This is a genomic window from Pseudomonas sp. ES4 (assembly GCF_050586665.1).
Classification (GTDB): domain Bacteria; phylum Pseudomonadota; class Gammaproteobacteria; order Pseudomonadales; family Pseudomonadaceae; genus Aquipseudomonas; species Aquipseudomonas frederiksbergensis.
On record NZ_JBOBDO010000021.1, the window covers coordinates 1 to 20,987 of the forward strand.

At 59.2% G+C, this 20,987-nt stretch carries 20 protein-coding genes; 13 read left to right on the plus strand and 7 right to left on the minus strand.

Annotation, left to right across the window (positions count from 1 at the left end):
• Positions 1-82: 82 nt before the first annotated feature.
• Entirely contained in the window at positions 83-934 is an 852-nt protein-coding gene (locus tag ACQ4OB_RS21025) for a glycine betaine ABC transporter substrate-binding protein (protein ID WP_074874649.1), read from the minus strand.
• Between the two features lie 300 nt (positions 935-1,234).
• On the opposite strand from ACQ4OB_RS21025, the gene ACQ4OB_RS21030 reads away from it, so the two are divergent.
• Positions 1,235-2,830: a beta (1-6) glucans synthase gene (locus ACQ4OB_RS21030; RefSeq protein ID WP_430956403.1), complete on the plus strand. Its 1,596-nt coding sequence runs from the start codon at positions 1,235-1,237 to the stop codon at positions 2,828-2,830.
• 123 nt (positions 2,831-2,953) lie between these two features.
• On the opposite strand, the gene ACQ4OB_RS21035 is transcribed toward ACQ4OB_RS21030, so the two are convergent.
• Positions 2,954-3,322: a hypothetical protein gene (locus ACQ4OB_RS21035; protein WP_074874648.1), complete on the minus strand. Its 369-nt coding sequence runs from the start codon at positions 3,320-3,322 to the stop codon at positions 2,954-2,956.
• Positions 3,323-3,546: 224 nt separating this feature from the next.
• On the opposite strand from ACQ4OB_RS21035, the gene ACQ4OB_RS21040 reads away from it, so the two are divergent.
• Together ACQ4OB_RS21040 and ACQ4OB_RS21045 are read left to right on the plus strand one after the other, a co-directional pair.
• Positions 3,547-4,845: a serine/threonine protein kinase gene (locus ACQ4OB_RS21040; RefSeq protein ID WP_074874647.1), complete on the plus strand. Its 1,299-nt coding sequence runs from the start codon at positions 3,547-3,549 to the stop codon at positions 4,843-4,845.
• On the plus strand, positions 4,838-5,626 hold the full coding sequence (locus ACQ4OB_RS21045) for an MlaA family lipoprotein (RefSeq protein WP_074874646.1): 789 nt from the start codon (positions 4,838-4,840) through the stop codon (positions 5,624-5,626). The genes ACQ4OB_RS21040 and ACQ4OB_RS21045 overlap by 8 nt, the downstream gene beginning before the upstream one ends.
• 171 nt (positions 5,627-5,797) lie before the next feature.
• On the opposite strand, the gene ACQ4OB_RS21050 is transcribed toward ACQ4OB_RS21045, so the two are convergent.
• Positions 5,798-6,712 (minus strand): DUF808 domain-containing protein, encoded by a 915-nt coding sequence (locus ACQ4OB_RS21050; RefSeq protein ID WP_430956377.1) that lies wholly within the window; start codon positions 6,710-6,712, stop codon positions 5,798-5,800.
• Positions 6,713-6,847: 135 nt separating this feature from the next.
• Here ACQ4OB_RS21050 and ACQ4OB_RS21055 point away from each other — a divergent pair, with 135 nt between their 5' ends.
• The gene (locus ACQ4OB_RS21055; protein WP_074874639.1) at positions 6,848-7,456 is read left to right on the plus strand and encodes a TetR/AcrR family transcriptional regulator; all 609 of its coding nucleotides are present in this window, start codon (positions 6,848-6,850) and stop codon (positions 7,454-7,456) included.
• A gap of 138 nt (positions 7,457-7,594) precedes the next feature.
• Here the strand turns inward: ACQ4OB_RS21055 and ACQ4OB_RS21060 are convergent, their stop codons facing one another.
• A complete protein-coding gene (locus tag ACQ4OB_RS21060) occupies positions 7,595-8,053 on the minus strand; it encodes an REP-associated tyrosine transposase (RefSeq protein WP_430956378.1) in 459 nt (152 codons plus the stop codon).
• Positions 8,054-8,263: 210 nt separating this feature from the next.
• A complete protein-coding gene (locus tag ACQ4OB_RS21065) occupies positions 8,264-8,704 on the minus strand; it encodes a GlcG/HbpS family heme-binding protein (protein ID WP_076030200.1) in 441 nt (146 codons plus the stop codon).
• Between the two features lie 267 nt (positions 8,705-8,971).
• On the opposite strand from ACQ4OB_RS21065, the gene gcl reads away from it, so the two are divergent.
• The 9 genes from gcl to ACQ4OB_RS21110 all read left to right on the plus strand — a co-directional run bounded on the left by gcl (position 8,972) and on the right by ACQ4OB_RS21110 (position 20,213).
• Positions 8,972-10,747 carry a glyoxylate carboligase gene (gcl, locus tag ACQ4OB_RS21070; protein ID WP_074874631.1) on the plus strand — a complete coding sequence of 592 codons (1,776 nt, stop codon included), beginning with the start codon at positions 8,972-8,974 and terminating at the stop codon, positions 10,745-10,747.
• Positions 10,748-10,888: 141 nt separating this feature from the next.
• A complete protein-coding gene (gene hyi, locus ACQ4OB_RS21075) occupies positions 10,889-11,671 on the plus strand; it encodes a hydroxypyruvate isomerase (RefSeq protein ID WP_430956379.1) in 783 nt (260 codons plus the stop codon).
• Positions 11,672-11,880: 209 nt separating this feature from the next.
• Complete coding sequence (locus ACQ4OB_RS21080; RefSeq protein ID WP_074874627.1) at positions 11,881-12,771, plus strand: 2-hydroxy-3-oxopropionate reductase; 891 nt, start codon at positions 11,881-11,883, stop codon at positions 12,769-12,771.
• A 202-nt stretch (positions 12,772-12,973) separates the two neighbouring features.
• Positions 12,974-14,254, plus strand: coding sequence for a glycerate kinase type-2 family protein (locus ACQ4OB_RS21085; protein ID WP_074874625.1), 1,281 nt, complete (start codon positions 12,974-12,976; stop codon positions 14,252-14,254).
• Positions 14,244-15,659 carry a pyruvate kinase gene (pyk, locus tag ACQ4OB_RS21090; RefSeq protein WP_074874623.1) on the plus strand — a complete coding sequence of 472 codons (1,416 nt, stop codon included), beginning with the start codon at positions 14,244-14,246 and terminating at the stop codon, positions 15,657-15,659. Before ACQ4OB_RS21085 ends, pyk begins: the two co-directional genes overlap by 11 nt.
• Positions 15,660-15,806: 147 nt before the next feature.
• On the plus strand, positions 15,807-16,721 hold the full coding sequence (locus ACQ4OB_RS21095) for an urea transporter (RefSeq protein ID WP_430956380.1): 915 nt from the start codon (positions 15,807-15,809) through the stop codon (positions 16,719-16,721).
• Positions 16,722-16,742: 21 nt separating this feature from the next.
• Positions 16,743-17,567 carry an ion transporter gene (locus tag ACQ4OB_RS21100; RefSeq protein ID WP_102614675.1) on the plus strand — a complete coding sequence of 275 codons (825 nt, stop codon included), beginning with the start codon at positions 16,743-16,745 and terminating at the stop codon, positions 17,565-17,567.
• A gap of 113 nt (positions 17,568-17,680) precedes the next feature.
• Positions 17,681-18,679 carry a sulfate ABC transporter substrate-binding protein gene (locus ACQ4OB_RS21105; protein WP_430956381.1) on the plus strand — a complete coding sequence of 333 codons (999 nt, stop codon included), beginning with the start codon at positions 17,681-17,683 and terminating at the stop codon, positions 18,677-18,679.
• Positions 18,680-19,007: 328 nt separating this feature from the next.
• Positions 19,008-20,213, plus strand: a complete 1,206-nt coding sequence (locus ACQ4OB_RS21110; protein WP_430956382.1) for an MFS transporter — start codon at positions 19,008-19,010, stop codon at positions 20,211-20,213.
• Between the two features lie 93 nt (positions 20,214-20,306).
• Here ACQ4OB_RS21110 and ACQ4OB_RS21115 read toward each other — a convergent pair whose 3' ends face one another.
• Positions 20,307-20,711, minus strand: a complete 405-nt coding sequence (locus ACQ4OB_RS21115) for a type II toxin-antitoxin system HicB family antitoxin (RefSeq protein WP_056742059.1) — start codon at positions 20,709-20,711, stop codon at positions 20,307-20,309.
• Positions 20,711-20,923, minus strand: coding sequence for a type II toxin-antitoxin system HicA family toxin (locus tag ACQ4OB_RS21120; RefSeq protein ID WP_430956383.1), 213 nt, complete (start codon positions 20,921-20,923; stop codon positions 20,711-20,713). The genes ACQ4OB_RS21115 and ACQ4OB_RS21120 overlap by 1 nt, the downstream gene beginning before the upstream one ends.
• Between the last annotated feature and the right edge of the window lie 64 nt (positions 20,924-20,987).

The window sequence follows — 20,987 nt, forward strand, 5'->3', positions numbered from 1 at the left end:
CTCCCACAAAGGAAAGCAAAAGGCCGCTTGGCGGTTATGCCAAGCGGCCTTGAGAAGTGCTGACCAGACGCGTCAGCTCAAATCATTTAGTCCAATCTGCAACGCGTTCCGGGTGCTTGGCGACCCAATCCTTGGCGGCGGCTTCAGGTTTGGCACCATCCTGAATGGCCAACATGACTTCGCCGATTTCGTCTTTCGACGCCCACTGGAAGTTCTTCAGGAACTTGGCAACTTCCGGAGCCTTGGTTGCCAGTTCTTTGCTGCCGATGTTGTTTACAGTTTCTGCCGCGCCATAAACGCCTTTCGGGTCGTCCAGGAAGCGCAGTTTCCACTTGGCGAACATCCAGTGCGGCACCCAACCGGTGACAGCAATGGATTCGTTTTTCTTCTCGGCACGGGTCAGCTCGGCAATCATGCCGGCGCCGGAACTGGCCTTGAGTTGGTAACCGGTGAGATCGTAGTCCTTGATGGCCTGTTCGGACTTGATCATTACGCCCGAACCGGCGTCGATGCCGACGATGCGATTTTTGAAGCTGTCGTCGGTTTTCAGATCGGCAATACTTTTGGCTTTGACGTACTCCGGCACGATCAGGCCAATTCTTGCGTCCTTGAAGTTCGGACCGTAATCGACGACCTGGTCCTTGTTCTTGGTCCAGTATTCACCATGAGTCACAGGCAGCCACGCAGACATCATGGCATCGAGTTTGCCAGTGGCTACACCCTGCCACATGATCCCGGTGGCAACTGCTTGCAGTTTCACGTCATAACCAAGTTTCTGCCGGATCACTTCAGCAGCCACGTTGGTCGTGGCAACACTGTCCGACCAGCCGTCGACATAACCGATAGTCACTGCCTTGCCTTCGGCGCTGGCCAAAGTAGAGCTGATCGCCAGCACCAAAGCGGCACCTGCGCCCAAGAGTCGTCGCATCTTCATCGTTACTTCCCCGAAAGTGCTGCGCTCGACGGATGCCGAGTCGCGTCAACGTATTGTTATAGTGCACAGCGCGCCCATCACGCCCACCGCAAACTCATCCGAACATCAGCGCGATTTATCTATGAGAGCACTGACGCGTCGATAATCAACCTCAGGACAATGACGACCTTCTCTGCCAGCGACCTCAAGGCATCGAGAAACGACATCAGAACGCCATTAATCTAGACCACCGAAAGTCCGCCCGCCAATCCGCCCAAACTTTGCATGTCAAAAGTATGCAGGCCACCAGCCATGCCGCAAATGAAGGTAACATGCGCGGCTTTGCTCCCAGACGGCCTGACCATGCCCGCGACATCCCGCTTTCCTTTTTTTGCTTATCTATTCGCCTGCCTGCTGGGGCTTTTTGCCCTGGGTGGTTTCTGGTATGGCCTCGGTAAACCGGTGGTGCTGCCAGACGTGGCCAGTGCGACGCACAAGCTGCAATGCGCCTCCTACACCCCGTTCGACAAGGACCAATCGCCGTTCGATCAACCGTTCAAGCTGCGCCCCGAGCGCATGGACGCCGACCTCGCACTGCTGGCCAAAAGCTTCGAGTGCATCCGCACTTATTCCATGACCGGCCTCGAGGCCCTGCCCGACCTGGCGCGCAAGCACGGGCTGAAGCTGATGATCGGCGCCTGGGTCAACAGCAACGCGGTGGACACCGCCAAGGAAGTCGACCTGCTGATCGCCTCGGCCAACGCCAACGCGGACGTGGTGACCTCGGTGATCGTCGGCAATGAAACCCTGTTGCGCAAGGAAGTCACGGGCGCGCAACTGGTCAAGCTCATCAGTAAAGTCAAAAGCCAGGTCAAGCAACCCGTCACTTACGCGGACGTCTGGGAGTTCTGGCTCAAGCACCCGGAAATCGCCCCGGCGGTGGATTTCCTGACTATCCATTTGTTGCCGTACTGGGAAGATGCCCCTTCGAATATCGACGCGGCCCTGCAGCATGTGGCCGAAGTACGTCAGGTGTTTGGCAACAAGTTCGCCCCCAAGGACGTGATGATTGGTGAAACCGGCTGGCCCAGCGAAGGCCGTCAGCGTGAAACCGCCCTGCCGAGCCGGGTCAATGAAGCCAGGTTCATTCGTGCTTTTGTCATCATGGCGGAGCAGCAAGGCTGGCATTACAACCTGATCGAAGCCTTCGACCAGCCATGGAAACGCGCCAGCGAAGGTGCGGTCGGTGGTTACTGGGGGCTGTTCGATGCCGATCGCCAGGACAAGGGCGTGCTTGCCGGTCCGGTGTCGAACGTACCTTACTGGTCGCAGTGGCTGGCGGTGGGTGGTTTGATTTTCCTTGGCACGTTGATCCTCGGCGGCCGTGTACGCAGCACTCGCGCCGCGCTGGTTCTACCGCTGCTCGGTGCGCTGGCCGCTTGCTCGATTGGCGCCTGGGGTGACCTGGCCCGTATCACCACGCGGTTTACCAGTGAATGGTTGTGGGTCGCTTTGCTGACGGCGTTGAATGTGTTGGTGCTGGCCCATGCGGCCCTGACCCTGAGCCCTCGGGCCGGTTGGCGCGGACGGACGTTCAATGCGCTGGAACGTCGGGCGGGCTGGTTGCTCGCGGTGGCCGGGTTTGCCGCTGCAGTGACCATGCTGGAGCTGGTGTTCGATCCGCGCTATCGCAGCTTCCCGAGCGTCGCGTTCATCCTGCCGGCGCTGGTTTATCTGTGCCGCCCGGTCAGTGTGCCGCGTCGTGAGATTGCCCTGCTGACCTTCATCATCGGTGCCGGCATTGCGCCGCAGCTTTACCGTGAAGGCTTGCAGAACCAGCAGGCCTGGGGTTGGGCGCTGGTGAGTGTATTGATGGTTGCAGCGTTGTGGCGCAGTTTGCGGGTTCGCAAGGGGTAATCCTCTGCGCAGCTACTGGCCTCATCGCGAGCAAGCTCGCTCCCACAGGGTTCTTCAGCGAATACAGAATTTGTGTACGACAAAGATCCCTGTGGGAGCGAGCTTGCTCGCGATGGCTGACTGTCAGACGCTGCGGGAAGCCCGGACCAGACGCAATCCAGCAAGCACCACCGCAAAAACAGCCAACGTCGTGTTGTACAACGCCAACGCCGGCAACCCGAACACCAGCGCCAGCACCGCCAACCACCACCCTGCCCGGCCCGGCAGCACAAACCCGATAACGGCTGCCGCCAATGCCGCGAAGCCCAATACCTTGAAGTGAATCATCAAGCCCAGGCTCGAACGAACCTGGCATTCCCAGCGGCTCGCTTCGTCCACGCAGATGCCGACCCATTGAGCATCCTCCATGAAGCCATACCGCGCGCCATAACTGGCGGCCAGCCATAACGGCAGGAGAACGAGCAGCAGAATCACAGGCAGACGGCGGGACATGAAGCACTCCAATCAACGAAATCGGCGGCCAGCTTAATCTCCCGCCAGCGCTAAGCAAGCGCATGTGACAGATAATTGGTCACGGAATCACTGCAAAGTGTATCGTCCAGCTACTATTACCCCGAAATTAGGCCTGATTGGTGCCGACTCATGGCACTTTGGCGCAAACCCCGTGGTCATAGCCTGCGAACTTCATTCGGCACCTTTCTCTAAGGGATCTAGTCATGCTCCGTTCCTTGCGCTTCGCCGCCTTGTTTGGCGGCCTTATTTTGAGTGCGTCCGCACTGGCGGTGGACATCGACGCCGCCAGTTATGGCTACCCCTTGACCAACCCGTTCGAGGCGACCATCGCAACGACACCGCCGGACCTTCGTCCGGAGTTGCCGCTGGACGACGACATCGATCAGCAAACCCGTAGCGTCAGGTTGCGCCCGGAGCGTGAATTCGATTTGCCGGACAACTTCTGGCCAGTGAAGAAACTCACCTACCGCATCGCCACCCAGGATAAAGCCGCTCCGCTGATTTTCCTGATCGCCGGCACCGGCGCGCGCTATGACAGCACCCATAACGAATACCTGAAGAAGCTCTACTACAAGGCCGGCTACCACGTGGTGCAACTGTCGTCGCCCACCAGCTTCGACTTCATGAGCGCCGCCTCACGCTTTGCCACACCCGGTATCACCAAGGAAGATGCCGAAGACATGTATCGGGTGATGCAGGCCGTGCGGGCACAAAACCCGAATGTCGACGTTACCGATTACTACCTGACCGGCTACAGCCTGGGCGCACTGGACGCAGCGTTCGTCGCGCATCTGGATGAAACCCGTCGCAGCTTCAACTTCAAGAAAGTCTTGCTGCTCAACCCGCCGGTCAACCTCTACACCTCGATCACCAACCTGGACAAGCTGGTCCAGACCGAGGTCAAGGGCATCAACAACAGCACCACGTTCTATGAGCTGGTGTTGGACAAACTGACCCGCTACTTCCAGCAGAAAGGCTACATCGACCTCAACGATGCGCTGCTCTACGACTTCCAGCAGTCCAAGCAGCACCTGAGCAACGAACAGATGGCCATGCTGATCGGCACTTCGTTCCGCTTCTCGGCAGCCGACATTGCCTTCACCTCGGACCTGATCAACCGTCGCGGCCTGATCATTCCACAGAAATTCCCGATCACCGAAGGCACTACCCTCACGCCGTTCCTCAAGCGCGCGCTGCAGTGCGACTTCGATTGCTACATCACCGAGCAAGTCATCCCTATGTGGCGCGCCCGTACCGACGGCGGGAGCCTGCTGCAATTGATCGATCAGGTCAGTTTGTATGCACTCAAGGATTACCTGCGCGACAGCCCGAAAATCGCCGTCATGCACAACGCCGACGACGTGATTCTCGGCCCTGGCGACCTGGGTTTCCTGCGCAAGACCTTTGGTGATCGCTTGACCGTTTACCCACTGGGCGGCCATTGCGGCAACCTTAATTACCGCGTCAACAGCGACGCCATGCTGGAGTTTTTCCGTGGCTAAATACCTCCTGCTTATCGCAGCGCTACTCTGCGCAGGCGTCGCCAATGCCGACAACAGCAAAGCCAACGCACCGGTTGTGATTGACAGTGATGGCTTCAAGGAGCCGCTGAGCAAACTCAAATTCAACCCGGGACTGGATCAACGCGAGTTCGAACGCTCCACGCTTAACGCACTGAACGTCTACGACCCGTTGGAAGAGTGGAACCGCCGCGTCTACCACTTCAACTACCGCTTCGACCAATGGGTGTTCCTGCCAGTGGTCGACGGCTATCGCTACATCACGCCGAGTTTCCTGCGCACTGGCGTGAGCAACTTCTTCAATAACATTGGTGACGTGCCGAACCTGTTGAACAGCTTGCTGCAGTTCAAGGGGCAGCGTTCGATGGAAACCACCGCGCGCCTGCTGCTCAACACCACCGTCGGCATCGCCGGCCTGTGGGACCCGGCCACGGCCATGGGGCTGCCGCGCCAGAACGAAGACTTCGGCCAGACGCTGGGCTTCTACGGTGTACCGGGCGGCGCCTACTTCGTGTTGCCAATCCTCGGCCCATCGAACATCCGCGACACTGGCGGCCTGGTGGCGGACTTCAGCGCAGAATCGGCAATCAACTTCCTGAACGTCGCCGAGGTCAGCTCCAACCATCCTGAAGTCTTGATCTTGCGTTCCATCGACAAGCGCTATCAGACCGGCTTCCGCTATGGCCAACTGAACTCGCCGTTCGAGTACGAGAAAGTGCGCTACGTGTACACCGAGTCGCGCAAGTTGCAGATCGCCGAGTAATTCATCGGCAACAAAAAAGGCCATTCGATGCGAATCGAATGGCCTGATCGTTCCCACGCTCTGCGTGGGAATGCAGCCCGTGACGCTCTGCGTCACACCTGGAAGCGGACGCAGAGCGTCCAATTGAGGCATTCCCACGCAGAGCGTGGGAACAATCAAACACCCACAGGTTTAGCCTTTCACTGCTTTCCAGATTTTGCTCGCGGCCATGACGCCCACCAACACCACCGCCCCCGCCACAATCCCCGCCACCGCATTCAGCAATGTCGGCACGATAAACCCGGCACCGCCCGCCCCTGCGCTGACGCTCTCAATCCAGTGATGAACCACCGGCACGCCGTGGGTGAGAATCCCGCCACCCACCAGGAACATCGCCGCCGTGCCGATCACCGACAGGCTTTTCATCATGTATGGCGCAGCACGCAGAATCCCGGCGCCGATGCTTTTGGCCATCTGACCAGGCTTCTGGGTCAGCCACAAACCGAGGTCGTCGAGTTTGACGATGCCCGCCACCAGGCCATACACGCCGATGGTCATGACGATGGCGATGCCCGACAGCACGATGACTTGCTGGGTCAGCGAAGCATCCGCCACGGTACCCAGAGTGATCGCGATGATTTCCGCCGACAGAATGAAGTCCGTACGGATGGCCCCCTTGATCTTGTCTTTCTCGAACGCCACCAGATCGACCGCCGGATCAGCCACGGCTTCGACCAGCTCAGCATGTTCGGCCTGATCTTCAGCCTTGCTGTGCAGGAATTTGTGCGCCAGTTTTTCGAAACCTTCGAAACACAGGTAGGCGCCACCGACCATCAACAGCGGCGTGACCAGCCACGGAATGAACGCACTGATGGCCAAGGCCGAGGGCACCAGGATCAGCTTGTTCAGAAACGAGCCCTTGGCCACCGCCCATACCACCGGGATTTCCCGCTCGGCGCGCACGCCGGAAACCTGCTGGGCATTGAGCGCCAGATCGTCACCGAGCACGCCGGCAGTCTTCTTGGCGGCCATTTTGGTCATCAATGCCACGTCGTCGAGTACCGCGGCAATGTCGTCGATCAGCAACAGCAAACTGCTTCCTGCCATGAATCAGGTTTCCTTCGAATAGTGAATGCTGCGCAGCATAGCGCGGCCGAACGTGCTGCGGGGCATTCTTGAGCGCCGCGCGAGGCCGGTGCTACCATGCGCAACCGCCAGCACAGGCAAGGAACCACCTGGTTTATGAGCACTATCCGCGAGCGCAACAAAGAACTGATCCTGCGTGCCGCCAGTGAAGAATTTGCCGACAAGGGCTTCGCTGCGACCAAAACCAGTGACATCGCAGCCAAGGCGGGATTGCCCAAGCCAAACGTCTACTACTACTTCAAATCCAAGGAAAACCTCTACCGCGAGGTCCTTCAAAGCATCATCGAACCGATTCTGCAGGCCTCGACACCGTTCAACGCCGACGGCGTGCCCAGCGAAGTGCTGAGCGGCTACATCCGTTCGAAAATCCGCATCTCCCGCGACCTGCCCTTCGCCTCCAAGGTGTTCGCCAGCGAAATCATGCACGGTGCCCCGCACCTGAGCGCTGATCTGGTTGAACGGCTCAACGGCCAGGCCAAGCACAACATCGACTGCATCCAGACCTGGATCGACCGCGGCCAGATTGCCCCGATCGACCCCAACCACCTGATGTTCAGCATCTGGGCCGCTACCCAGACCTATGCCGATTTTGATTGGCAGATTTCCGCAGTGACCGGTAAAGCGAAGCTGGATGAGGCGGATTACGAGGCGGCGGCGCAGACGATTATCCGGTTGGTGCTCAAGGGGTGTGAGCCGGACCGGTAGACCGCGGCGCACCCTTCGCGAGCAAGCCCACTCCCACACGATCTGTGGTGACACAAAAGGTGTGAGCCCTCTCGAAACCTGTGGGAGCGGCGGTGCGGCGATCCGACTTGCCCGCGATGGCGGCGACTCGGAGTTTGATCAAAGCCAAATAGCATCCCACAGCGGATAGTCGCCCAGGTGTTCTACGAGCCCTGCCCGCAATGGGTTGGCTACAACGTACCGTGCCATCTTCACCATGTCTTCCTCTCGCCTCAATGCCCGATCGTGATAGCCCTGCTGCCAGAGTGGCCCATTTCTATTACTGGAAAGGTTCACCTCTCGAGTACTCAATGACTTGGTTTGGCGCATCAGTTTGCTGAGCGAACATTTTTCCAATTCGACCAGCCAGTGGAAGTGATCAGGCATAACTACCCAAGCCAGTGAATTCACTAACCCCAGATGTTGTGCTTGGCGAAATTGATGAACGACCAGTCTGCCCAAAGCAAAATCCTTAAAAACCGGTTCACGATCAAGTGTATTGGTGGTCAGCAAATAAACTCGATTGGGCTCGGCATAGCGGCCCGTTCGTAAGCGATGTGAAGCGGGTAAATCAGGCATTCCATTACCTCTCTCATGATTGGTTCATGAAAGGCTAGACCTGGAAATGCCGGGTGGTGATGCAGACTTTTAGCTGGATGTGTCTGGTAGATAGCTATCGCGGGCAAGCCCGCTCCCACAGGGCTGTTGGTGTACACAAAATATGTGAACGCCGTCGATCCTTGTGGGAGCGGGCTTGCCCGCGATAGCAATGGGTCAGGCACTACAAAATCAAGCAGTCACCCCCGCATCCGCCCGCAACCCCGCCGCCTCGATCGCAGTGATCGCACATTGCTCATCAACATCCGAAAGATCCCCGCTGATACCGACAGCCCCCAGCACGTTCCCGTCCTGATCCCGAATCAACACCCCACCCGGTGCCGGCACCACACTGCCCTGCCCCAGACTGTTCAAAGCGGCGATAAACGCCGGGCGTTGTTGTGCGTCCAGTGCCAGCAGGCGTGAGCCTTTACCCAGGGCAATGGCGCCCCAGGCTTTGCCGATGGCGATCTGCGGGCGCAGCAGGCTGGCGCCGTCTTCACGCTGCAGGGTGACCAAGTGTCCACCCGCATCCAGTACCGCGATGGTCAATGGAGCCGCCGAGATTGCACGCCCTGCGGAAATAGCCTGATTGGCCAGGTTGACTGCGACTTTCAAGGTTAAAGCGCTCATGGTGCCGTCCTCATTTTGTTATAGGGAAAGCTGCTGGACTGCGTTTTGTTCGACAGTCCGATGCAACAAATAGAACACAATGAGTTATTTTTTTGTATACAATAATTCTCGAAAAACGCCACATGCGACGAAAAGCCACAGTAGATTGGGCTTCCGACGAATGAAACGGCCGCTTGAGAAAATGGATTGACCTGCGCCGTCCGCCGTGAATACACTCTGCGCAAAGCCACTTGTATACAATTACAAAACGTAAGAGGCACCAAAACCATGAGCAAAATGAGAGCAATCGAAGCCGCCGTTCTGGTGATGCGCCGTGAAGGGGTTGATACCGCTTTTGGCATCCCGGGCGCCGCGATCAACCCGCTGTACTCCGCCTTGCAGAAGGTCGGTGGCATCGATCACGTCCTCGCTCGCCACGTTGAAGGCGCCTCGCACATGGCCGAGGGCTACACCCGCACCAAGGCCGGCAACATCGGCGTGTGCATCGGCACTTCGGGACCTGCCGGTACCGACATGGTCACCGGGCTCTACAGTGCCTCGGCCGACTCGATCCCGATTCTTTGCATTACCGGCCAGGCTCCCCGCGCTCGGATGCACAAGGAAGACTTCCAGGCCGTCGACATTACCTCGATCGTCAAGCCAGTGACCAAATGGGCAACCACCGTCATGGAACCGGGCCAGGTGCCTTACGCGTTCCAGAAAGCCTTCTACGAAATGCGCTCCGGCCGTCCAGGCCCGGTGCTGATCGATCTGCCGTTCGACGTGCAGATGGCTGAAATCGAATTCGACATCGACGCCTATGAACCACTGCCGCTGGCCAAGCCAACCGCTAACCGCGTGCAAATCGAGAAGGCCCTGGCCATGCTCGATCAGGCCGAGCGTCCGTTGCTGGTGGCCGGCGGCGGCATCATCAACGCCGACGCCAGCGAATTGCTGGTGGAATTTGCCGAGCTGACCGGTATTCCGGTGGTTCCGACCCTGATGGGCTGGGGCACCATTCCAGACGATCACCCGTTGATGGTCGGCATGGTCGGCCTGCAAACCTCGCACCGCTACGGCAACGCGACGATGCTCAAATCCGACCTGGTACTGGGTGTCGGTAACCGCTGGGCCAACCGTCACACCGGTTCGATCGACGTTTACACCGAAGGCCGCAAGTTCATCCACGTTGACATCGAACCGACCCAGATCGGCCGCGTGTTCACCCCGGACCTGGGCATCGTTTCCGATGCCGCTGCCGCCCTGACCGTGTTCATCGAAGTCGCTCGCGAATGGCAAGCCGCCGGCAAACTGAAAAACCGCAGTGGCTGGCTGCAAGACTGCCAGCAGCGCAAGTCCAGCCTGCAGCGCAAGACTCACTTCGACAACGTGCCGGTCAAGCCGCAACGCGTTTACGAAGAGATGAACCAGGTGTTCGGCAAGGACACGTGCTACGTCAGCACCATCGGTCTGTCGCAGATTGCCGGCGCTCAGTTCCTGCACGTTTACAAACCGCGTCACTGGATCAACTGTGGTCAGGCCGGTCCGTTGGGCTGGACCATTCCGGCAGCGCTGGGTGTGGTCAAGGCCGATCCGACCCGTAAAGTTGTGGCGCTGTCGGGCGACTATGACTTCCAGTTCATGATCGAAGAACTGGCGGTGGGCGCGCAGTTCAAACTGCCGTACATCCACGTGGTGGTGAACAACTCGTACCTGGGGCTGATTCGTCAGGCTCAGCGCGGTTTCGACATGGACTACTGCGTGCAGCTGTCTTTCGACAACTTGAACGCTCCGGAACTCAACGGTTACGGTGTCGACCACGTCGCGGTCGCCGAAGGCCTGGGCTGCAAGGCGCTGCGTGTATTCGAACCGAGCCAGATCCAGCCTGCCCTGCGCAGGGCTCAGGAGCTGATCGAAGAGTTCAAGGTGCCGGTGATCGTTGAGATTATTCTGGAACGTGTGACCAACATTTCCATGGGCACCGAGATCAACGCCGTCAACGAATTCGAAGACCTGGCGCTGGTCGGCAACGATGCGCCAACGGCGATTTCGTTGCTTGATTAAGTTGACCTGATACCTGTAGCAGCTGCCGAGGTACGAGGCTGCGTTGCGTGTCCGCAGGACCGCTCGGGGGCCGCTTCGCAGCCCAACGCAGCCTCGTACCTCGGCAGCTGCTACAGGCACCTATTTTTACGGGAGACCACCATGCCGCGTTTCGCAGCCAACTTGTCCATGCTGTTCACCGAGCAGGATTTTCTTGCCCGTTTTGAAGCTGCCGCCAAGGCCGGCTTCAATGGTGTCGAATACCTGTTCCCTTACGATTTCAGCTCCGCCGAGATCAAAGCCAAGCTCGATGCCAATGGCTTGACCCAGGTGCTGTTCAACCTGCCGGCCGGTGACTGGGCCAAGGGCGAACGCGGTATCGCGTGCCTGCCGGACCGGGTTGAAGAGTTCCGCGCTGGTGTCGATCTGGCGATTGCCTACGCGAAAGTGTTGGGCAACACCCAGGTCAACTGCCTGGCCGGTATTCGTCCACAAGGCGTCGACGATGCCATCGTGGAAAAAACTTTCGTCGCCAACCTCAAGTACGCCGCCGACAAGCTGCAAGCGGCGGGCATCAAACTGGTGATGGAGGCGATCAACACGCGCGACATCCCGGGTTTCTACCTCAACAACACGGCGCAAGCCCTGTCGATTCGCGAACAGGTCGGCAGCGCCAACCTGTTTCTGCAATACGACATCTACCACATGCAAATCATGGAGGGCGACCTGGCCCGCACCATGGCTGCGCACCTGGGCGAGATCAACCACATCCAGTTGGCCGATAACCCAGGGCGCAACGAACCGGGCACCGGTGAGATCAACTACCGCTTCCTGTTCGAACACCTGGACCGCATCGGTTATCAGGGTTGGGTTGGCTGCGAATATAAGCCGCTGACCACCACTGAAGCGGGTCTGGGCTGGTTGAAAACCCATAACGCGATTTGAAGTTGAAACAGAACCATTGTGGCGAGGGAGCTTGCTCCCGCTCGGCTGCGAAGCAGTCGTAAACCCGCGAGCAGTTCTACCTGACACACCGCAGTGGCTGTTTTGTGGTCGCTTCGCAACCCAGCGGGAGCAAGCTCCCTCGCCACAGGATGTGTCTACCTCAGCCACGCGCACATTATTTAGCTACACAAAAACAAGAGGACTTTCTCATGGCTAAAATCGGATTTATCGGCACCGGCATCATGGGCCACCCAATGGCATTGAACCTGCAGAAAGCCGGTCACAGCCTGTTCCTGTCGGCGCACCACGACGCTGCACCAGCTGACCTGATTGCCGGTGGCGCCGTCGCCCTGGCGAACCCGAAAGAAGTCGCGCAAGAAGCCGAATTCATCATCGTCATGGTGCCGGATACCCCGCAGGTCGATGACGTGCTGTTCCGCGCCGACGGTGTTGCGGCCGGTGTTGGCAAGGGCAAGGTCGTGATCGACATGAGCTCGATCTCGCCGACGGCCACCAAAGCCTTCGCCGCCAAAATCAATGAAAAAGGCGCTCAGTACCTCGACGCGCCGGTGTCCGGCGGTGAAGTCGGCGCCAAGGCCGCGACGCTGAGCATCATGGTCGGCGGTGAGGCCGATGCCTTCGAACGCGTTCTGCCACTGTTCCAGGCGATGGGCAAGAACATCACCCTGGTCGGCGGCAACGGTGACGGTCAAACCGCCAAAGTGGCGAACCAGATCATCGTGGCGCTGAACATCCAGGCCGTGGCCGAAGCGCTGCTGTTTGCATCGAAAAACGGTGCTGATCCAGCCAAGGTCCGTGAAGCGCTGATGGGCGGCTTCGCCTCCTCGAAGATTCTTGAAGTGCACGGCGAGCGCATGATCAAAGGCACTTTCGACCCAGGCTTCCGCATCAGCCTGCACCAGAAGGACCTGAACCTGGCCCTGGCCGGCGCACGCGAACTGGGCATCAACCTGCCGAACACCGCCAACACCCAACAAGTGTTCAGCACCTGCGCGGCCATCGGTGGCAGCAACTGGGACCACTCGGCGCTGATCAAGGGCCTGGAACACATGGCGAATTTCTCGATTCGCGATAAGTAAAACCTGCACGAAACCCTGTGGGAGCAGGCCTGTGGCGAGGGGGCTTGCCCCCGTTTGAGTGCGTAGCACTCACAAGATCTTTGGTGCATCAGAGATTATGGGGCTGCTTCGCAACCCAACGGGGGCAAGCCCCCTCGCCACAGGTCCGCTCCCACAGGGAACCGAGTCGCCCTCCAAATAACAAGAAATCCGGGAGCCCGCCATGTCGGTCAATCCGCAACAATTCCTGCGCGAGCTGTTTGCCACAGCCATCGACGCGGCCCATCCGCAGCAAGTCCTCGAAGCCCATTTGCCCAAAGACCGCAGCGGTCGGGTGATCGTCATCGGCGCTGGCAAAGCCGCCGCGGCCATGGCTCAAGTGGTGGAGCGTTGCTGGCAGGGTGAAGTATCGGGTCTAGTGGTGACGCGTTACGGTCACGGCGCTCCGTGTGAAAAAATCGAAGTGGTCGAAGCCGCTCACCCGGTGCCTGACGCTGCCGGTCTGGCGGTGGCCAAACGCGTGTTGGAACTGGTCAGCAACCTGACTGAAGACGACCGTGTGATCTTCCTGCTCTCGGGCGGCGGCTCTGCCCTGCTGGCGTTGCCCGCAGCCGGTATCACCCTCGCCGACAAGCAGTCGATCAACAAAGCCCTGCTCAAATCCGGCGCCACCATCGGCGAGATGAATTGCGTGCGCAAGCACCTCTCGGCGATCAAGGGCGGCCGCCTCGGTAAAGCCTGCTGGCCTGCCACTGTTTATACCTATGCGATTTCCGATGTACCGGGCGACCTCGCCACGGTCATCGCCTCCGGCCCCACCGTGGCCGATCCGAGCACTTCCGGCGAAGCCCTGGCGATCCTCAAGCGTTACGCCATTGAAGTCCCGGCCTCGGTGCGCAACTGGCTGCAGAGCCCGGAGTCAGAGACGGTCAAACCCGGCGACCCGAGCCTGGCGCGCAGTCACTTCCAACTGATCGCCCGTCCGCAGCAGTCGCTTGAAGCCGCTGCGGTGAAAGCACGGCAGGCCGGTTTCAGCCCGCTGATACTCGGCGACCTGGAAGGCGAATCCCGCGAAGTGGCCAAGGTTCACGCCGGCATCGCCCGTCAGGTTGTGCTGCACGGTCAGCCATTGGCGGCGCCCTGCGTGATCCTCTCGGGCGGTGAAACCACGGTCACCGTACGCGGCAATGGCCGTGGCGGACGCAACGCCGAATTCCTGCTCAGCCTGACCGACAGCCTCAAAGGCCTGCCCGGCGTCTACGCGCTGGCCGGCGACACCGATGGCATCGATGGCTCCGAAGACAACGCCGGCGCAATCATGACCCCGGACAGCTACGCCCGCGCCGCCGCCCTCGGCCTGAGCGCCAGCGACGAGTTGGACAACAACAATGGCTACGGCTATTTCGAGGCGCTGGAAGCGCTGATCGTCACTGAACCGACCCGCACCAACGTCAACGACTTCCGTGCCATCCTGATTCTCGAGAGCCCTAAAAATGACGCCTGACAAGAAGGTTAAAATCCTCGCCACCCTCGGTCCTGCCACTCACGGGATCGACGACATCCGTGAGCTGGTGCAGGCCGGGGTCAACATCTTTCGCCTGAACTTCAGCCACGGCGATCACGCCGACCACGCTCAGCGCTATCAGTGGATTCGTGAAGTCGAGCGCCAGCTGAATTATCCGCTGGGCATTCTGATGGACCTGCAAGGTCCGAAACTGCGGGTTGGCAAATTCGCCGAGGGCAAGGTGCAATTGCATCGCGGTCAGGCGCTGCGTCTGGACCTGGACCCGACGCCGGGGGATGAGCGCCGGGTCAACTTGCCTCACCCGGAAATCATCGCGGCGCTCGAACCGGGCATGGACCTGCTGCTGGACGACGGCAAGCTGCGTCTTCGCGTGGTGACCAAGTACTCCGACGCCATCGACACCACGGTGCTGAATGGCGGCGAGCTGTCGGATCGCAAAGGCGTGAACGTGCCGCAAGCGGTGCTGGACCTGAGCCCGCTGACCGCCAAGGACCGTCGCGATCTGAGCTTCGGCCTGGAGCTGGGTGTGGACTGGGTGGCGCTGTCGTTTGTGCAGCGCCCGCAAGACATCCGCGAGGCGCGCGAACTGATCGGCGACAAAGCGTTTTTGATGGCCAAGATCGAGAAGCCTTCGGCCGTGACGCAACTGCGCGAGATCGCCGAATTGAGCGATGCGATCATGGTTGCTCGCGGTGACCTGGGCGTGGAAGTGCCGGCCGAAAGCGTGCCGCAGATTCAGAAAAACATCATCAGCATCTGCCGTCAGCTCGGCAAACCGGTGGTGGTGGCGACGCAGATGCTCGAGTCGATGCGCTTCTCCCCTGCCCCGACCCGTGCCGAGGTGACCGATGTTGCCAACGCCGTGGCCGAAGGTGCGGATGCGGTGATGCTGTCGGCGGAAACCGCGTCCGGTGAGTACCCGCTGGAAGCCGTGCAGATGATGAGCAAGATCATTCGTCAGGTAGAAAATGGTCCGGACTATCAGGCGCAACTGGACGTCAGCCGGCCCAAGGCTGAGGCGACGGTTTCCGATGCGATCAGCTGCGCGATTCGCCGCATCAGCAATGTGCTGCCGGTGGCGGTACTGGTGAATTACAGCGAATCCGGCACCTCGAGTTTGCGGGCGGCGCGGGAGCGGCCAACGGTGCCGATCCTCAACCTGACGCCCAACCTGCAAACCGCTCGCCGGTTGACGGTGGCCTGGGGCGTGCATTCGGTGGTCAATGATCGGCTGCGGCAGGTGGATGAGGTGTGCTCGACGGCGCTGGAGATTGCCCAGGCGCAAGGCATGGCCAAGCGTGGCGACACCTTGTTGATCACCGCGGGTGTGCCGTTTGGGCAGCCGGGGTCGACTAACTCCTTGCGTATCGAGACGTTGATCTAGAGCGCCCATACCGGCCTCATCGCCAGCAGGCTGGCTCCCACATTGGTTTTGTGCCGATCACGGAATCAATACTGAACTGAGATTCAGTGTGGGAGCCAGCCTGCTGGCGATGCGGGCGACTCGGTTTCACTGTCTTTCAGAACTGCCATGCCTGCCAACCACTTCAACACCCACTGCCCCGATTGGGCGACTGCCCTGCTCAACGGTTTCAGTCAGATCTTCCTCCAGCGCCATCCGCTGTGCGGTCTGCTGTGCCTGTTGGCCATTCTGTTCACCGCGCCCACCCTGCTCGGCGGTGCATTGCTGGGCGGTGTCGCCGGGTTGCTCACCGCGCAACGACGTGGCTATGCCAAGGCCGATCGACAGGCCGGGCTCTTCAGCTACAACGGTGTCTTGCTCGGTTTACTGCTGAGCCTCTACTTCCCCTGGTCCGCGCTGTTACCGCCGCTGATCATCGCTGTCGGCGGCCTGAGTGCGATGGTCACTCAGCAATGGCTCAAGCGCGTGCGGATCAGCCAATACCTGCCTGCCTATACGGCACCTTTCGTGGGATTGGGCTGGTTGTTGCTGTGCTTCGCCACGCCCTCGACAAATGCGCACGTGATCGAAATCAATACGCTGAACATGCTCGCCGCACCACTCAAAGGCCTCGGCCAGGTGATGTTCCTCGGTCATCCACTGGCCGGTGCGATGATTGCCACGGGTTTGCTGATCGCTGATCGCCGCGCATTCTGCTGGGCGTTGTTGGCGTCTGTCGCAGGCATGGGCTGGAGCATGCTGAATCACGACTTCTACACCGCATTGATCGGCCTCGGTGGCTATAACGCCGTACTCGCCGCCCTCGCCTTCAGCTCGCAGCGCCAGAAGCCTTGGCTGCCGCTCATCGGTATTGCATCAGCGCTGTTGCTGACGCCGGTGTTTGCCGCCATCGGTCTGCCAACGCTGACCGCGCCGTTCATCCTTTCCTGCTGGCTGATCCGCACGGTGGTTCAAATGCTCGGCAAGCCCCCTGTCACCCGTGCGCCTTGCACTCTGGAGGAGAATCAACCTAGGCTTCGCTGATCATCGGTTCAGGCGGTATCCATGGACAGCAACAGAAACTGGCGTGAAGAGCTTTACGTCATGATTTTCCAGAGCGACACAGTGGCTGGGCGGCGCTTCGACGGCATCCTGCTGTTGATCATTCTCGCCAGCATTGTGATCGTGATGCTCGACAGCATCGACGCGGTTCACCAGAACTACGCCGACCTGCTGGCGTACATCGAGTGGGGCTTCACGGTCATCTTCGCCATCGAATACGGCCTGCGACTGTACTGTTCGCCCAAGCCGTTACGCTACGCGTTCAGCTTCTATGGACTGGTGGATTTGCTGGCGATCGTGCCCGGCATTCTTGCGCTGTATTACGCCGATGCGCAGTACCTGCTGATTATCCGGATCATTCGGATGCTGCGGATTTTCCGCGTGCTCAAGCTGAGCCCGTACCTCAAGCAAGCCAACTATCTGATGTCCGCATTGCGCGGCAGCAAGCAGAAGATCGTGGTGTTTCTCGTCAGCGTCTGCACCCTCGTGACAGTGTTCGGTACGCTGATGTACGTGATCGAAGGCCCGGAGCACGGTTTCACCAGCATTCCCAAAGGCATCTATTGGGCTATCGTCACGCTGACCACCGTGGGCTTCGGCGACATCGTGCCGAAAACGCCGCTGGGTCAGGTGATTTCGTCGCTGGTGATGATCACCGGTTACTCGATCATCGCCGTGCCGACGGGAATTTTCACCGCCGAACTGGCCAACGCGATGCGCGGCGAACAACTGCAACATGATTGTCCGGTGTGCAAGAAAAACAACCACGAACATGGGGCGGCGTTCTGCTCCCGATGCGGGAATGCGTTGTTTAAGAAAACGGAATAAGCAAAGCACTTTTTAATCTTTAAAGGACTATGCGAGCCCCGTTATAGTCGCTGGCAAATTGCCTCTTTTAAATAAAAACCTTAGAACACTCTTTATAAAACAAGGACTGCGCAGTGAAAAAACTCTTTGGCGCCTCACTTCTCGCTGCTGGCCTGGCTTTGTCCAGCGTGGCCCAGGCCGCTCCGACCCTGCTTAACGTTTCCTACGACGTAATGCGCGACTTCTACAAGGACTACAACACGGCCTTCCAGAAACACTGGCAAGCCGAGCACAACGAAAACATCACCCTGCAGATGTCCTTCGGCGGCTCCAGCAAACAGGCGCGTTCAGTGATCGATGGCCTGCCGGCTGACGTCATCACCATGAACATGGCCACCGACATCAACGCCCTGGCGGACAACGGCAAACTGGTCCCGGATAACTGGGTCACACGCCTGCCGAACAACAGCGCGCCATTCACCTCGGCCACCGTGTTCATCGTCCGCAAAGGCAACCCGAAAGCCCTGAAAGACTGGCCTGACCTACTCAAGGACGGCGTGCAGGTGATCGTGCCAAACCCGAAAACTTCGGGTAACGGCCGCTACACCTACCTCTCGGCCTGGGGTTATGTGCTGAAAAACGGTGGTGACGAAAGCAAAGCCAAAGACTTCGTCGGCAAGCTGTTCAAACAAGCACCAGTGCTCGACACCGGTGGCCGCGCCGCCACGACGACCTTCATGACCAACCAGCTGGGTGATGTGCTGGTGACCTTCGAAAACGAAGCGGAAATGATTGCCCGTGAATTTGGTCGTGATCAGTTCGAAGTCATTTACCCAAGCGTCTCCGCCGAAGCCGAGCCGCCCGTGTCGGTGGTCGACAGAACCGTCGACAAGAAAGGCACCCGTGCGGTTGCCGAGGAATATCTGAAGTACCTGTGGTCGCCGCAAGGTCAGGAGATTGCGGCGGCGAACTACCTGCGTCCGCGTGATCCGGCGGTGCTGGCCAAGTACACCGATCGTTTCCCGAAAGTGGAGTTCCTGTCGGTGGAGAAGACCTTTGGTGACTGGCGAACGGTGCAGAAGACTCACTTCAATGATGGCGGGGTCTTTGATCAGATCTACAGCGGCCAGTAATTGCTGAAGCCAATGAAAAAGGCGTCCTGGGAAGGGCGCCTTTTTTGTCGCTCGTGTTCGCTGAAGATCCCCTGTGGGAGTGAGCCTGCTCGCGATGACATTTATCCATTCGATAAATGGGTTGCCTGACACGCCGCTATCGCGAGCAGGCTCACTCCCACAGGATTTGCGCCAAGCAGTTACATCAGCGACAAACGTCAGGATCTTGCAGCACATCCTCTGTCGCTCATTCCGCAACGGAATAATTGCTATCACTCCAAACCCTCTTCCGCCGTACGCGTCAGCCCTTTAGCCTGCGCGCATTCTCTTTTGCTCAGCGAGACCCGTTATGAACCCAGCGAACCCAGTGCCCCAGGGCACCGCGACAATGACCCGAGGCATGGTGCTGCTGTTTGCCTTCTGCTGCGGCGCCATCGTTGCCAACATCTACTACGCCCAACCGATCATCGGCCTGATCGCGCCGGACATCGGCTTGACCAGCACCATGGCCAGCCTGATCGTTTCGTTGACTCAGATCGGTTACGCATTGGGTCTGTTCTTCCTGGTGCCGCTGGGTGATTTGCTGGAAAACCGCCGATTGATGATCATCACCACCGTGGTGGCGATTGCCAGCCTGCTGGGCGCGGCGTTCACCGATCAGCCCAACGTGTTTTTGCTGATCTCGCTGCTGGTGGGGTTCAGTTCGGTGTCGGTGCAGATCCTGATTCCACTGGCTGCACATTTGGCGCCGGAAGAGTCTCGGGGCCGTGTGGTCGGCGGGATCATGGGCGGTTTGCTGTTGGGGATTCTGTTGGCGCGACCGGTGTCGAGCGTGGTGGCTGACCATTTTGGCTGGCGTGCGATGTTTGTGATTGCAGCGGTATTGATGGCGGCAATCAGCATGGTGTTGGCGCTGACGATTCCCAAGCGCCAGCCTGATCACAGTGCTTCCTATGGTCAACTGCTGGGCTCGCTGTGGACCCTGTTGCGTCAACAACCGGTGTTGCGTCAGCGGGCGTTTTACCAGGGTTGCATGTTCGCCAGCTTCAGCCTGTTCTGGACCGCTGTGCCACTGGAACTGGCGCGCAATCATGGCTTGTCGCAAACCCAGATCGCGATCTTCGCCCTGGTCGGGGCTATCGGCGCCATCGCCGCCCCCATTGCCGGTCGACTGGCTGATGCCGGCCACACCCGCATCGCCTCGTTGCTGGCCCTGCTGTTCGCCAGCCTGAGTTTTCTGCCCGCCTTCATCCATCCGGTCTACAGCGTCATTGGCCTCGCGGTCACCGGCGTGGTGCTTGATTTCTGTGTGCAGATGAACATGGTGCTCGGTCAACGCGCGGTCTACGCCCTCGACGCCAAAAGCCGCAGCCGCCTGAATGCGCTGTACATGACCAGCATATTCATCGGTGGCGCATTTGGCTCCTCGGTGGCCAGTGCGGTGTATGAACACGGCGGCTGGTTGTGGATTGTGATTGTGGGTAGCGCATTTCCTTTGTTGGCATTGCTGCGGTTTTTGAGTGTTTCGCAAAAGCGTTCGCTGGCGACGGCGTGAAGCTTTAAAAGCATCGCGGGCGAATCGGATCGCCGCACCGTCTCGCGCCTAGGGGACCGAGGTTGCCTGCGATGGCTGTGTGACCGACATCACTCAGTGCCGAACCAACTTCTCCATCGCCGCATCTGCCAGAAATGAAGAGCGGCTTTTGACATTGTGCTCGCGCACATAACGATCGATACGCTGAATCACATAGCCGGGCAGCGTCACATTGACCTTCTCGGTTTTGCCCATGTACGGCGCGATGTCCAGCTCCAGCATGCCCCAGCCCATGTCGGCGAAGTCCGGATTGCCACGGTGGGCAGCAGCAGAAGTAGGCATGGGAATCGACTCCCCGTCAGCCGCAATCTCCTGAAGCATGATGTGGGCAATCTCGACCGCCGCGTTGTAGGCGTCTTCAAACGTATCCCCGGCCGTTACGGCGCCTGGAATATCGGGGATCTGAATACCGATGGCGGTGTTCTCGTCGCCCCACTCGATACAGATTGGATATTGCATTATGGATCTCCTGCATGACTGGCTCCCGGGCAATACAACCCGGCTCGCCTCCTGATGCTCTTGACCGTCCCGATCGGCAAATCCTTTTTCGGATGAGGGACGGGTATCGTGTACGGGTTATATAGGTGTTTGAAGAGGTGATGACTGCCGGTAATCCGATCCAGTATCCAGCCGGCCTCCTCCAACTCCTTGATCAATAGCCTGCTCTGCACCAATAGCCTCCTTGCTCAGGCCCAAACAAAAGTAACCCTAGAGTTATCTTTACTCAAGCACAAA